Genomic DNA, 14,997 nt, shown 5'->3' on the forward strand with positions numbered 1-14,997 from the left:
ATCTTAATGTCCGGAAATGTCGAATGAATATAGGCAGATCCTGAATCAATAGAAGTAACCTCTGTAGGTAGCCAGGTATTTGCAGAGCCTATCAAAGGTACTTAACTCAACCTTAACCAGGGCTGACCCCTTCGAGGGCTATGATCTGGACAGGGTGCCGTGTAACTTAATTTCAAAAATATTCTCTATCATTCAGCTAAAAATTGCCCTTTAAAGTGGAGAGAAACCGCTAATAGACTTTTAGTCGGCGGCGAAACCCCAGAAGATTTTAATCAACTCAAATGAGGCTAAAAAACTCAATATTTTTTAGGCTGTGTAGGCTGAAGTAGAAATTAAAATTTATCGATTTAAGCCGTAACCATGGATTCGGGGAAAGTCCAAATTTTAAAAATTAATTGCCGTCATTTTTATCAAAGTTTTCTGATTCTCAAGCCTCCAAATTTATCGTTGGGAGCGGTCAACTATCTATTCTGAGTCATCGCTTAATTACGTTCTGTAATAACCACCCCAGCCATGAAAGATCCGGTATTAAAACAAGCGAAATCTTGGGGGTTTGTTTGTCAAGAAGATAATCAGGGTACCTGGCAAATCTTACCCCAACAACTCAAAGAAAGATGGAAGATGAGGTTAGTACAAGACAGATGGTTACTGATCGTTGGTGATATCCCTCAAATTCATCTTTATTCACACGAAGCGATTACTTTTTTAGATCGCCGTCGCCTTTAAATAAATTCTCTCGAATTCTAGAGAGGGCTTTTCCCTAGCTTAAGCTAGGGAAAAGAATCAAAGCTCTCGCTACATCATCCTACACCCCTATTTTTAGACACCAGGGTAGTTTTTTAATATTTAATTTTTAATTAGATCGAAGTGATTTAAGTTGTTTAGACTCATTCGTAGGAATTTCATTTGAACTCGTGGCTTTTTTTTGCAGCGCTGCTAGCAATTGAGCTCTTACCTCTCGTGCCCAGCACTCAAAGTCAAAGTTATCGTTCAATTCACTGATTTTTGCTTGAAGTGGCGAGGACGATTGGGCCTTCTTAAGATTGGTATTCATTGTTACGTAGTGTTGCACAGCAATGACTAGATTGAAACAAATAATTAAGGCTATACCTGTATCGTAAGGCATAGTTTGAAGCTTTTTATGCAGGAAATGCAAAACAATGATGCAAATTGCGAATAATTTAAATTTAAACGGATCAAGAGTATTTCAATGGGCCAGGAAAGATTAAATTACTCTTAATCTATTACCTAATCTATCATTTTGCGTGCATAGAGTTCCTAAATTCTGAGAAAAATACACAAATAAGTTGTCAGGTGGACATGACCCACCCTACGTATCAATCGGCGTATCAATCGGCACTACGTCCTGCAATCATGCTGTTGTCTAACTCGCCATCAACAGCCTAGATTATTTTGAGTAAGCCCAAGGAATTCCCTCACCTAAATCACTAAAAAAAGCGCCCCAATCTGGAGCGCTGGACAACCACATTACAAAACTGAACCTTAGATGATTTCGACTTTAGCTGTGATTGGCAGAAATTCCAGGTAATCCTGGAACTTCACGCGTCGCTAAAGAGTTGAAATGGCAACACAATTTTACAACCATCTTTAACTTTCAGCCAGGTTGCCACCAATTCCTAATTGCTTTTTGGAATGCTTAAGCTGTTTCCAGAGAGCTTTAATTTGTTTGTAAGCCTCTTCAGAAGAAATTTTGCCATTCGTTTCTAGGTTGCAGATAAAGCTGATCCGTTGGGCGAACTCTTGTAGATTGGCATTAAACACCAGGTTCTCCGGCTTAACCTGACCATAGTAACGACTGTGAGGGTAAATAAATGGGTTGCGTTCAGTCATCACACTCTCCTTATTTTGAAACTTTGGCTTCAAGTTGAACGAAATGGATAGGCTATTGCTCTGTTATCCTTGACTTTTCGATTTTTCCGTCCTTATTTTTGAGACGAATCGAGACTGATTTTTGGATTTTTTTAACTCCACTGAGTATGACCAGTGTCCAAATTGCCCCAATCAGACTCATTTGCCACAGACCACAGCCAATCGCGGCTCCTAATCCCGCAGCTACCCAGATGGTGGCAGCGGTAGTTAACCCCTTAACTTCTAATTTGCCAACTCCCTGATGGGATTGTTGCAAAATCATGCCAGCTCCTATAAATCCCACGCCTGTGGCGACCCCCTGAATGGTGCGACTCAAGGCATTAGTAGCCGCATAGGGGCTGTCTCCTTCAGCTTGTAAAGGAATCATGACAAACATCGCGGCTCCCAAACTGACCAGCATGAACGTTCTCATTCCTGCTGGTCTACCCCCTTGCTGGCGGTTGATTCCCAGCAGGCAACCCACTAGCAGTGCAAGTGTCAGTCTGAACATTAGGCTGGCCCAATCGTTGGAATTGATCAACATAAAACCCCTCCTGTGTACTCCTGGTAGAATTCCATGGCTTCAGTTCGTCAGAAAGGTTGTCACAGACAGGGCAAGCACTGTCAAGCGTTTATAGCTAGCTAGCCTCAACTGTCTTTACTCTGACTTAAGTTACCCTTTGCTTAATTTATTCTTAACCTAAAGTTAACTTTAAGGACGGGTCTGCATTCTCAGTCGTTGAAGCCTGGGCTAGTACTGGACTTTTAATCACTGTTTTTTAAACTTCATTAAATCTACCGGAATAGTGTATAAACGAGGGAAAGCGCAAAAAAAATTAGCGATGAGTTCAACGTAGCTGGACAAGTCAGAGCAGTGATAACACACAGGATCAGGGGGGTTTAAGTCGGTGCTGAATTTGCGATCGCCATAAGCCAGTGTTAATCTCGCCAGCACTACGATGGCAGTGGTGGTTATGCTGAGTGCAACAAACCGTGTTAATCGAACGCGATGAACCAATCAGTATCAGGGCGTCTCAGAGAACTCGCCAAACTCTTTCTTAAACTAGGCATCATCGGCTTTGGGGGGCCAGCCGCTCATATTGCCATGATGGAAAATGAGGTCGTCCAGCGACGTCAGTGGCTAACCAGGGAGCATTTTCTCGACCTGATTGGCGCAACCAACCTGATTCCTGGCCCAAATTCCACAGAGATGGCAATTCATGTGGGATATATCTACGCAGGATGGCTGGGACTGATTGTGTCCGGTGTCTGTTTTATCTTACCGGCTGTTCTCATTACGGCTGGGTTGGCCTGGTTTTATGTGACTTATGGCACTCTGCCGCAAGTTGCCCCTTTGCTGTATGGCATTAAACCCGCTGTTTTAGGCATTATCCTAGATGCTCTCTGGCGGTTAGGAAAGAAAGCGATTAAGACTCGCAAGCTATTCATCATTGCCTTGGGTGTTGTGGTGTTGTTATGCCTGTTGAGACTCAATGAAGTGATTGCTCTGGTCATTGGGGGTATCTTAGGTATGGTTTGGCTGCGTACTGGTGACCAAGACGACTTACCCAAAGATCAGGCCAACCTATTCATGGCTGGCTTAAGCACAGGTGCAACGTTAACCGCGAAAGCGGCAGTGGGAACTTCGGTGGTTACAGCCTCAGCGGTCAATGCCCCATTGTGGCAGTTGGGTTTGTTTTTCCTGAAAGTCGGTAGCATTTTGTTTGGTAGCGGCTATGTATTGGTGGCGTATCTCCAAGGCGGATTAGTTCAGGAATACGGTTGGCTGACACAACAGCAGTTACTCGATGCGATCGCCATCGGTCAATTTACTCCAGGCCCCGTCCTTTCTACAGCTACCTTTATCGGCTACACCATTGCAGGTATTCCCGGTGCGATCGTTGCAACGGTGGGAATTTTCTTCCCTTCGTTTATTTTTGTTGCGGCTCTCAATCCCCTGGTTCCTCGCTTACGCCGCTCTAAATGGACTTCGGCGTTTATCGATTCGGTCAATGTGAGTGCTGTGGCGCTGATGAGTGTCGTCACCCTACAACTGGGAGTCACGACTTTAACAGTACTGAAATTCCCATTTATTGATTTTCTGGCGGTTGCGATCGCAATCCTGTCAGCCGTTTTGGCCATTCGTTTCCAATTCAATGCCGCATGGTTAGTTTTAGGTGCGGCTGTAATCGGTTGGGGAGCTGCACTTTTAGGTTACAGCGGGTAAACGTTGAACTGGCTCAATCAAACCGTCTAAAACGAATAGCACTCAGTTAAGGCTGAAACCTCGACAAAATGGGGGACGAGAGAGATCAGGGAACATAGACTTCCCCACTTTGCCCATCTCCCTTGTCTTCTGTGCCATTCCGCTCTAAAACTAATGCTAGGGTTTGACAGACACTGGCTTCCGAGATTTGGAAACCTCAACAATTGCCGTCATTGGGTTAGCTATGGGTTCAAAGTGGATGTTAATTAGCGACACATATTCACTACCAAGAGATTGACTCACTAACGATAAAATCTTCTGTTTCACTAAGTTTTGATGGCCTGGTAGATTCTGTAACTCTACATCACAATTGGCGAACAAACCACTCACATTTATTGACAAACTGCCCCCATTAGTATTCATGTAGTCAACAATTTTGGACAGAATATCTGGAAGTGATTGACCTTCCTTGTCATTAGAGAAGGTACAGCTTAGCACTCCTACAGATGACACTTGAGTCGGCTGTTGTTGAGGTTGGGGTGAAGTTTGCTCTTCGGGTGGAGCAATTGTTGGTGATGGTTGGGTTGTTGTTGTAGTCGTATTTGAAGTAGGTGACGACGCTGATGTTGTAGTCGTACTTGAAGTTGGAGTTGAAGTTGGAGTTGGAGTTGGTGTCGGGATTGTAGTCGTACTTGAAGTTGGAGTTGGAGTTGGTGTCGGTGTCAGGATTGGAGTCGGTGTCGGGATTGGAGTTGGTGCCGGAATTGGAGTTGGCGTCGGGATTGGTGTCGGGATTGGTGTCGGGATTGGTGTCGGGATTGGCGTTGGTGTTGGTGTCGGGATTGGCGTTGGTGTTGGCGTCGGGATTGGCGTTGGTGTTGGCGTCGGGATTGGTGTCGGGATTGGCGTTGGTGTTGGCGTTGGGATTGGCGTCGGGATTGGTGTCGGCGTTGGCGTTGGGATTGGTGTCGGCGTCGGGATTGGTGTCGGCGTTGGCGTCGGGATTGGTGTTGTGCTGGGCGTACCGATTATGATGCCGCCAGAACTAGTGAATAAATCAGAAGGGGTATTATTCGCAACATACGTACTGTTGTCTCCAATATTGGTCACCCCGTTATTAACGGAAGAAATCCCGCCACCACTTACACCAGCCGTGTTACCGGTAATATTAGAAGTGGAAATATTCGCCGTACCACCATAAACGTAGACACCTCCACCAGATGTGCCAACGGAGTTGCCACTAACTGTGCTGCCGCTGAGTGTCAAGTTAGATTGAAAGGAGAAGATACCTCCACCGCCAAATTCAGTTCCAGTAGCACTGTTGCCGGTGATGGTAGTATTGTTTACACTCAGCCCTGGCGCATATTCGCTTAAAATTCCACCACCTCCGACAGCGCCAGAAGTATTGTTGCTAATGGTGGAATTGTTGATGGTCATGTTGCCCGCATTGCGGAAGACACCACCCCCTCCCAGTGTCGCTGTATTGCCAGTAATGGTGCTGTTGTTGATGTTCACCGTACCAGTACCCGTGAAGTTGGCAATACCGCCACCTGCTGCACTCGCCGAGTTGCCGGTGAGGGTGCTGTTGTTGACGTTCAGGGTGCCAGTGCCAGTGTAACGAACACCACCACCGTATTCAAAACCATTTAGGTTACCACCCGTAATTGTCAAGCCACCAAGGGTGACATTACCACTACCACCGATATCGAACACGCGGAAGGCATTGCTACCACTCACTGTAGTAACCCCCGCACCCGCACCTGTTACTGTCAGGGCTTTGTTGATTGTAATCGTCGTCGGATCAGTGAAGGTTCCGGCGGCTAAATTAACATTCCCGCCTGCCGATGAAACATCGACCGCATTCTGAATTCTGCCAGTAGTGGCTACATTAACTGTAGTGGCAGTCCCTGTGAGAGCTGCCGCTCCTGTTGTGACAATGCCATTTAGTGACACGGTTGGGGCGTTAAAAGCAACTGCCCCATCGTTGGTTGTGATATTTTGATTGAGTGCAATTGCAGTTCCAGCGTTGGCAGTGAGGCCAACACCTGCATTGGTCATGGAGATGGGGCTGACGAAGGTAATATTGTTGGATGCAGCCAAAATCACGTTGGCATTCGCACTATTGATCAAGGCTGGATCGATAATGGCAGTGCTGGTGGTATCTGCTGCGTTGGCAACATCTGCCAGGGTTGCCGTACCGCCCGCCTGCACAATAATGTCTTGTGGATCGAGTAACCACGTCCCGACTAGACCGTTACTTGCCCCCGCATCCACAACAGCACCTGCAATATCCAAGCCCATCTTGCCGGAGGTTTCCACAAACCCACCATTCCCGCCTTGGGCACCGCCCCTCGCGCTAATATTGCCATAGAAACGAGTGGTGTTATCTGCCCAGGCAATGACCTTACCGCCATTGCCATTACTCAGGGCATCGGCATTAATCGTGGTATTGCCATCCACAAAGGTAAACTGGGCATTGGGCACCGTGCCTTGACCCTTGTAATCTCCTCCAATCAACACGGTGCCACCGCCATTCGTACCAGAGGCGTTAATGTTGGCACCTATCACTCTAACTTGCTCACCCAGAACATTGACTTGACCACCCGTCTGTCCGGAAGTGTTCAATGTACCCGAAGTGAGAGCTGTTGCTCCATCAATCGGAACAGCCGTCTCAGAGGCTATCAAGACGACTTGTCCCTGCTCATTGACCCTTACACCTGTGGCTTGACTGACACCCTCGCCAGTAATGAGTTGAGGCAAAGTTAGGGGACTTATATTCGTAGAATTAGAAGTCTCGCTGGGGTCAATCTCCAAACTCAACAGATGTCCCGGTTGCGAAATTTTCACCAAACTCGACCCAGGTACCGCCGCGATGGTAAGAGTTCCTCCCGGTGCCGTTTGCGTCCCTGTGTTAATAACATTGCCACCAACTAAAGTGAGATTTTGTCCTTCATTTACCGCCAGATTTCCCGCATTAATCAGACTTCCTGGTTGATTAAGATTAAAAGCCAATTGGCTGGGTTCTCCCACCAATGCCGCATAATTATTAGAGCCAGTGGCATTAAACCAATGGTTAGAGCCAAAACCAACCCCTGTAGCCGTAGTGGCTGTGAATGAGGCAGGAACGTTTAACTGAGCATTCCCACCAAAAATAATACCGGCAGGATTGACTAAATAAAGGTTAGAGTTCCCTCCCGTAACTTGAAGTAGCCCATTAATCACGGAGGCATTGCCTCCCGTCACCCGTCCCAAGATGTTGTTGATATTGGGATTGGAGACAAAGTTTGCAGTTTGTTCGGCACTCAGACCAAACTGACTAAAGCTATGAAATAGATTGCTGTTATCTCCGGAGAGAGTGCCTCCTGTAATATCGATCTGGTTCCCATTAGGAGTTGCGATCGTACCTGTGCCATCTTGTGCGGGTGTGATAGATTGAGCTTGTACAGAAACAGGTAGAAGACTAAAAAAAGCTAGAAATCCAAAGAGTTTTCTGACTTTTAGTAGAGGATTTTTTGAGGTAAATAGCGACATACTATTAATTCTGAACAAGAGTTAATATAGATTTTTGACACAGATGCCCCTCAGGAAAACGAACAATCTAAAATCTATCATTATTTATTTTTAGCCAAATTTTCCCCGCATCTCTATGGCTTCATTAAATCTCGACAAAACAAAACGACTTTGTAATTTTCCGGTATAGAATTGATAAATCCTCAGTAGAGGCAGCGGATTGCAGCAAAGAACTGAGCCTCTACCGCCTACTGCCCTCCGTTCATTCAGAAGGCTAGTATGGCAGGGTAAACGGTGGTAACAGTATTTGGGCTACCCAATTGGAAGGTTTTTTTTCTTGAACATTCGAGCCTTGCCCTGTTATACCATCTGGGGCGAGGATTTGTCACCGTTATTGGAGGAAACTCCCTACTGGTAAGGTTTCCAAAACGCAAAATCTAAAATCTAAAATCCAAATCTGGGTATTAAGATTACGCATTTTCCAAATCTTCTTGCAAGTCTGTTTGATGCTCAATTCCAAGCGAAAGATAGACTAAGTTATCTTTAATCCCTCGCTACAGTCTTTCTGCTTCTGGCACCCGAAAAAGCAAATATCACCGGAAAAAAAGGGGGATGGGCAAAAACAATAAAAGCGATCGCATAACTAACGCGATCGCTTTTGATACCCAATCCGGCTTGTAGACTCCTTTTTTAAGCGTCTAAAAAATCTCTTTCCTCCCCCCCTCTCTCCTTCCCCCTCCTTTGGGGAATAAGGGGGTTATCGCCACAGATGTGGTATGAACCCCTCATCGACTCAATTAAACCAGTAGTGGGAGTTCTTCTTCCGGTTCCAGTTCTTGGAACATCGGCGTACTCAGATAGCGCTCACCATAGCTCGGTTGTACCATAACAATTAAACGCCCTTCATTTTCTGGTCGTTTTGCCACTTTAATGGCCGCCGCTAAAGCCGTACCTGAAGAAATGCCGGATAAAATGCCTTCTTCTCGTGCCAGACGGCGACCATAGTCAATCGCTTCCTCATCGGTGACGGTAATCACTTCGTCAATTAACTCTTTGTTAAGAACCTCCGGAATAAAACCAGCACCAATACCTTGCTGTTTATGGGGTTGGGGTTCACCACCGGAAAGTACTGGACTATTAGCCGGTTCTACAGCGATCGCCTTAAAACTGGGTTTACGCTTTTTGATCACCTCAGCTACACCCGTGAGAGTACCACCCGTACCCACACCCGCAATCAGGAAATCAACCTCTCCATCCGTATCCGCCCAAATCTCCTCGGCTGTAGTTTCCCGATGAATTTTCGGATTGGCGGGATTGCGAAACTGTTGCGGCATGAAGGCATTAGGAGTCGTAGCCACAATTTCTTGCGCCCGATTGATCGCCCCCTTCATCCCCTGGTATCCTGGCGTCAGTTCCACTTGAGCACCATAAGCTTTGAGCATTGCTTGCCGTTCGTGACTCATGGTATCAGGCATGATCAAAATCACGCGATAACCTTTCGCCGCAGCAACCATCGCTAAAGCAATTCCCGTGTTACCTGAGGTCGGTTCGACGATCACACTTTGTCCCGGCACAATCCGACCGGCTTCCTCTGCGGCCTGAATCATACTCACGCCGATCCGGTCTTTCACGGAAGCGGCTGGATTCATCCCCTCTAGCTTCACGACAATTCGAGCAACACATCCTTCTGACTGGGGAATGGAATTGAGTTGAACCAGAGGCGTATGTCCAACTAATTCCGTTACATCATGAGCAATTTTCATTACTGTTACCCACTTTTGCAAGTCTAAATGTAATATATGGGATTTGACTGTTGGCTCTCATCCCGTTTTTCAAGCAAATCCTGTAAGGTTGGACTATCCCACTGCATCGTAGCGCCATCAATTAAGTTGCGCCAAATAGCGATTTGGGATTTGATGCCCCTCAGCAATCGGGTCGATTTGCAAATAGTTTCCCTGTTGATGATGGCTGGCTAATTCTAGCAAAGCCAACAATACATATCTCATCCGACAGGAAAGTTCCCTGTCGATGGAATCACTTAAAAGCCAACCTCCCCTCTTACTATACTACGGTTATCCGCCCGATATTAAGTTCATTTGTGTTTGTAGGCTTTCTGGGACTGGAACTGACCCAGGAGACAAAATTTCCCTGGTAGGGTTACGAAAGCATCATTTACACTCTGCAAATGTTAAAAATTAATACAAAACTCATCAGTTCAAGGATTTAACTCAATTATCGACTTTTGAATTTCTAGTGCTTGCCACGAGTAACTTATCCACTCGATTGCCGTCCATATCCATCACTTCAAAGCGCATACCCCGCCATTCAAAGGAATCAGTAGCGCTGGGAATACGTCCTAAATGGGTAACAACAAAGCCACCCACAGTGTGATAGTTACCGCGTTGTTCTCTCGGCAATTCTTCAAGATGAAATAACTCAAAAAACTCGTCCACCGATAACATTCCATCCACTAACCAAGACCCATCGTCACGCCGCACAGCTTGGGGTTCGTCTACCTGATCGATAGAGGGAATATCGCCAACAATCTCTTCTAAAATATCGTTGAGGGTTACCAATCCTTGAATCACACCATATTCATCAACGACGATAGCCATCTGAGTACCGGATTGCTTAAACAACTCTAAAATTTTCAATCCAGGTGTACTTTCTGGCACATAGACCGGACGTTGCAAGGCTTTGGTTAGGTCAAGCGGTTTAGTTGCGAGACAGTCGGTTAGCAAATCGTTGACTCGAATGATCCCAAGCACATTGTCTAGTTCCCCCTGACAAACTAGATATCGAGAATGATTACTATCAATAATCGCCTGCCGATTCATTTCTGCTGAATCGTCAAGATCGAGCCAGACAATTTCCGGTCGCGGTGTCATCACAGCGCTCACTCGCCGATCACCCAAGCGAAACACTCGTTCCACCATGTCTTGTTCCGCTTCCTCAAACGTTCCCGCCTCCGTGCCTTGCGCGATCAAAACTCTCACCTCTTCTTCTGTTACCAGTGGCTCTGTAGAAGGTCTGATGTTCAACAGCCGCATCAACATCTCCGTTGAAGCGCTCAACAACTGCACCACAGGAAAGGTGATTTTAGACAACATCTGCATCGGGATGGCAACAGCAGAGGCAATTTTTTCCGGATTGTTTAACGCCAACCGCTTGGGCATCAGTTCGCCAATCACCAGCGTTAGATAAGTGATAATCAAAATCGCCGTTGCTGACGCGATCGCCTGACTATAGACAGCCAGCGAGGGAATCAAATTGACCAAAGCCCCAACTCTCGTCGCAATCACTGATTCACCGAAAGCACCAGAGACAATCGCTAAGAGCGTGATTCCAATCTGAACAGTACCCAAAAACTGATTCGGGGCATTCGCCAGTTCCAAGGCAATACGAGCTTGGACGTTTCCCTGATTGGCTACCTGTTGCAGCCGCACCTTGCGGACGGAGACAATGGACATCTCTGACATGACAAAGATGCCGTTGAGGACGATCAGTAAGAAAACAATGAGAATTTCCACAGAGAAAGAAAACCTTCTTTTACTGGTAGTTTCGGCGAACTGAGCCGAGCTGATTTACTATGGGATCTTCCAACCTCCTATTCCAGTCGCAGAAGGCAGAGGTACGGGGTGCAATGATCAGTGTACATCTAGATAAAGCTTGTGTAGTTGGCCTTTTTACTCCTAATACCCCCAGGCGAAAATCACTCCCCCATCCTCGTATGAGCTCCGGCTCCACTGTGCCTGAGCCCATCAATTCCCAGCGGCTTCTTTAAAATTAGTGAGATAGGCAGCTAGCTTGCCTGCGTTTGTGATTACCCTCTCACACATTCTGTGGACCCATGGCTTTTTCTTCGATCATTCGGGCACTAGAGCGATCGCCCCTCACCGGAGAACTGCTCTCGAAGCTGAATCGCACCTCCTCTCTGCATCTGAGTGGTATCCCCCGTCTACCCAAGGGATTGGTGGCTTCTGCTCTTGCCAAAGCTCGTTCTAGCCACTTGTTCGTTGTCTCTAGCACCCTGGAGGAAGCCAGCCGTTGGGCTACCCAACTGGAAGCGATGGGCTGGGAAACCGTCCATTTATACCCAACCTCTGAAGCCTCGCCCTATGAGCCATTTAACCCAGAATCTGAGATGACTTGGGGGCAAATGCAGGTGTTAGCCGATTTGGTGAGAACTCAAGAGTCACGAGGAGGGGGGACGCAGCCGTCGCCCATACAGGCGTCAGGGGCAACGCACAACGGGCCAATGGCGATTGTCGCCACACACGCGGCGCTGCAACCCCACCTCCCCCCAGTAGAGGCTTTTAAACCCTACTGCTTGACGCTCAACCGAGGGATGACTTGGGACTCCAAAACGGTGGATCAGAAGTTGGCGCGGCTGGGTTATGATCGCGTTCCCCTAGTGGAAACAGAGGGTCAATGGAGTCGGCGGGGTGATATTGTGGATGTTTTCCCCGTCTCCGCTGAATTACCTGTACGGTTGGAATGGTTTGGCGATGAACTCGACCAGATGCGAGAGTTTGACCCCGCCACCCAACGCTCTCTCGATAAGATAGACCAGTTGGTACTCACCCCTACGGATTTTGGCCCGATTGTGGCTGAGGTGCTGAGTACGTCTGGAGTGGAACAAGTCAAAGCCCATCTCTCTCCTGAAGAACAAGACGCCTTGGAGATAGGGACACCCCCAGAAGGCATCCGCCGTTTTCTGGGTTTTGCCTTCAATCAACCCGCGTCAATCCTGGATTACCTGCCAGAAAATACCTTAATTGCGATCGATGAACCAGACCAGTGTAGGGCACATAATGATCGCGCTTACGAACACGCCGAAGAACAACTGGCGCTGATAACTCCAGCACTCCCCAAAATTCACCGTTCTTTTGACGATTCTTTAGCTACCGCACAACGTTTTAAGCCAGTGTACCTGTCGGAACTGGCAGACGAGCAAGGTCTAAATCTCGCCAATCGTCCCGTACCCGCAACACCCCACCAGTTTGCCAAACTCGCCGAGGTGATTCGTGGGGAACGCGATCGCAACTTCTCGATTTGGTTGATTTCTGCCCAACCCAGTCGTTCTGTCTCCCTCCTACAAGAACACGACTGTCCTGCACAGTTCGTCCCCAATCCCCGCGATTACCCAGCGATTGACAAGCTGCAAATCCAGCACACACCAATCGCCGTCAAATATTCCGGATTAGCCGAACTCGAAGGCTTCATTCTCCCAACCTACCGGATCGTCGTCGTCACCGACCGCGAATTTTTTGGGCAACATACCTTAGCCACACCCAGTTACGTCCGCAAACGACGCCGCGCTGCCTCAAAACAAGTTGACCCCAACAAGTTACAGCAAGGGGATTATGTCGTTCACAAAAATCACGGGATTGGTAAGTTCCTCAAGCTGGAAAGCTTAACGCTGAATTACGAAACTCGTGAGTATTTGGTGATTCAATACGCGGATGGCTTGTTGCGAGTTGCTGCTGATCAGTTAGGGGTACTGTCCCGATTTCGCGCCACTGGTGAACGCCCGCCTGAACTGAATAAAATGTCCGGCAAAGCTTGGGAAAAAACCAAGAACCGGGTGCGTAAGGGAATTAAGAAACTAGCAGTTGATTTACTACAACTGTATGCCCAGCGATCGCAACGCCAAGGATTTTCTTACCCCCTCGATTCCCCTTGGCAGGAGGAGTTAGAAGATTCCTTCCCCTACCAGCCAACCCCAGACCAATTGAAGGCGGTGCAGGATGTGAAACGGGATATGATGAGCGATCGCCCAATGGATCGCTTAGTTTGTGGGGATGTGGGTTTTGGTAAAACCGAAGTCGCGATTCGGGCTATTTTTAAAGCCGTTACAGCCGGTAAACAAGTCGCCTTCCTCGCCCCCACCACGATTCTCACTCAGCAGCATTACCACACCATTAAAGAACGCTTCGCCCCTTACCCAATTCATGTGGGTTTGCTCAACCGCTTCCGCACCGCAGAGGAACGCAAGGAAATTCAAAAACGCCTTGCTACCGGGGAATTGGATGTTGTCGTGGGTACCCATCAATTATTAGGAAAAGGGGTAACGTTCCGCGATTTAGGACTGTTGGTCATCGATGAAGAACAACGGTTTGGGGTGAATCAGAAGGAGAAGATTAAGTCGCTCAAAACTCAAGTCGATGTTCTCACCCTCAGCGCCACACCCATTCCTCGCACCCTCTATATGTCCTTGTCGGGGGTACGAGAGATGAGTTTGATTACCACCCCACCCCCTTCACGCCGACCGATTAAAACCCACCTTTCTCCCTACGATCCCGAAGCCATGCGGACTGCGATTCGTACTGAACTTGATCGCGGGGGTCAGATCTTCTATGTTGTACCCAGAATTGAGGGCATTGAAGAAGTGGGTACGCAATTACGGGAAATGATACCCGGTTGCAGACTCGCGATCGCCCACGGTCAGATGAATGATGCGGAACTCGAAGCGACGATGCTGGCCTTTGGTAACGGTGAAGCGGATGTTCTCGTTTGTACCACGATTATTGAATCTGGCTTAGATATCCCCAGAGTCAACACGATCTTAATTGAAGACGCCCATAAGTTTGGCCTAGCTCAGCTTTACCAATTGCGGGGTCGAGTGGGTCGGGCTGGCATTCAAGCTCACGCCTGGTTATTTTACCCGAAACAGAAGGTACTTTCAGAACAGGCTCGCCAGCGCTTACGAGCGATTCAGGAGTTTACCCAGTTGGGTTCGGGGTATCAATTGGCAACTCGCGACATGGAAATTCGAGGCGTCGGCAATTTGTTGGGTGTGGAACAGTCGGGACAGATGGAGGCGATTGGTTTTGACCTGTATATGGAAATGCTACAAGAGGCGATCAAAGAGATTCAAGGGCAAGAAATTCCCAAGGTGGATGATACACAAATTGACCTTAATCTTACGGCCTTTATCCCCGCGGACTATATCCCAGATTTAGATCAGAAGATGAGTGCGTATCGGGCGGTAGCCTCTGCGGAATCCAAAGATGAGTTAGTCCAAATTGCCGCCGATTGGAGCGATCGTTATGGCCCAATTCCCACCGCCGCCAATCAGTTACTTCGGGTCGTAGAACTCAAACAAATTGCCAAATCATTAGGGTTTAGCCGCATTAAACCAGAGGGCAAACAGCACGTTGTTTTAGAAACACCCATGGAGGAACCCGCTTGGAATTTGCTCAAAGAAAAACTCCCCGAACATTTGCGATCGCGCTTAGTTTACACGCCAGGTAAAGTAACTGTTCGCGGGTTAGCTGTGCTCAAAGCAGAGCAACAATTGGAGAACCTAATTAACTTCTTGAGTAAGATGCAAGGAGCACTGCCAGAACCAGCACTCGTTTGAATTTCAGTTAAGTGGGTGTAACATCTTTCTTTAGTATTTATTACAC

Annotated in this window: 9 protein-coding genes; 3 read left to right on the top strand and 6 right to left on the bottom strand. The window is 47.5% G+C overall.

What is annotated here, in order from left to right; genetic code table 11:
* Positions 1-513 precede the first annotated feature (513 nt).
* A complete protein-coding gene (locus NDI48_06630) occupies positions 514-726 on the top strand; it encodes a hypothetical protein (protein MEP0830884.1) in 213 nt (70 codons plus the stop codon).
* 882 nt (positions 727-1,608) lie between these two features.
* Here the strand turns inward: NDI48_06630 and NDI48_06635 are convergent.
* Positions 1,609-1,851: a hypothetical protein gene (locus NDI48_06635; GenBank protein MEP0830885.1), complete on the bottom strand. Its 243-nt coding sequence runs from the start codon at positions 1,849-1,851 to the stop codon at positions 1,609-1,611.
* Positions 1,852-1,903: 52 nt separating this feature from the next.
* Positions 1,904-2,413 carry an MgtC/SapB family protein gene (locus NDI48_06640; protein ID MEP0830886.1) on the bottom strand — a complete coding sequence of 170 codons (510 nt, stop codon included), beginning with the start codon at positions 2,411-2,413 and terminating at the stop codon, positions 1,904-1,906.
* Positions 2,414-2,878: 465 nt separating this feature from the next.
* Here NDI48_06640 and chrA point away from each other — a divergent pair, with 465 nt between their 5' ends.
* Positions 2,879-4,096 carry a chromate efflux transporter gene (chrA, locus tag NDI48_06645; GenBank protein MEP0830887.1) on the top strand — a complete coding sequence of 406 codons (1,218 nt, stop codon included), beginning with the start codon at positions 2,879-2,881 and terminating at the stop codon, positions 4,094-4,096.
* A 156-nt stretch (positions 4,097-4,252) separates the two neighbouring features.
* On the opposite strand, the gene NDI48_06650 is transcribed toward chrA, so the two are convergent.
* The 4 genes from NDI48_06650 to NDI48_06665 form a co-directional block, all read right to left on the bottom strand.
* The gene (locus NDI48_06650) at positions 4,253-7,606 is read right to left on the bottom strand and encodes a filamentous hemagglutinin N-terminal domain-containing protein (GenBank protein MEP0830888.1); all 3,354 of its coding nucleotides are present in this window, start codon (positions 7,604-7,606) and stop codon (positions 4,253-4,255) included.
* A 776-nt stretch (positions 7,607-8,382) separates the two neighbouring features.
* Positions 8,383-9,348 carry a cysteine synthase A gene (gene cysK, locus NDI48_06655; GenBank protein ID MEP0830889.1) on the bottom strand — a complete coding sequence of 322 codons (966 nt, stop codon included), beginning with the start codon at positions 9,346-9,348 and terminating at the stop codon, positions 8,383-8,385.
* Between the two features lie 117 nt (positions 9,349-9,465).
* Positions 9,466-9,591, bottom strand: a complete 126-nt coding sequence (locus NDI48_06660; protein ID MEP0830890.1) for an Rrf2 family transcriptional regulator — start codon at positions 9,589-9,591, stop codon at positions 9,466-9,468.
* A gap of 222 nt (positions 9,592-9,813) precedes the next feature.
* On the bottom strand, positions 9,814-11,064 hold the full coding sequence (locus NDI48_06665; GenBank protein ID MEP0830891.1) for a hemolysin family protein: 1,251 nt from the start codon (positions 11,062-11,064) through the stop codon (positions 9,814-9,816).
* A gap of 371 nt (positions 11,065-11,435) precedes the next feature.
* Between NDI48_06665 and mfd the strand changes: the two genes are divergently transcribed.
* Positions 11,436-14,951, top strand: coding sequence for a transcription-repair coupling factor (mfd, locus tag NDI48_06670; protein ID MEP0830892.1), 3,516 nt, complete (start codon positions 11,436-11,438; stop codon positions 14,949-14,951).
* Positions 14,952-14,997: the final 46 nt, after the last annotated feature.

This window comes from Microcoleus sp. AS-A8 (assembly GCA_039962225.1).
Classification (GTDB): Bacteria; Cyanobacteriota; Cyanobacteriia; order Cyanobacteriales; family Coleofasciculaceae; genus Allocoleopsis.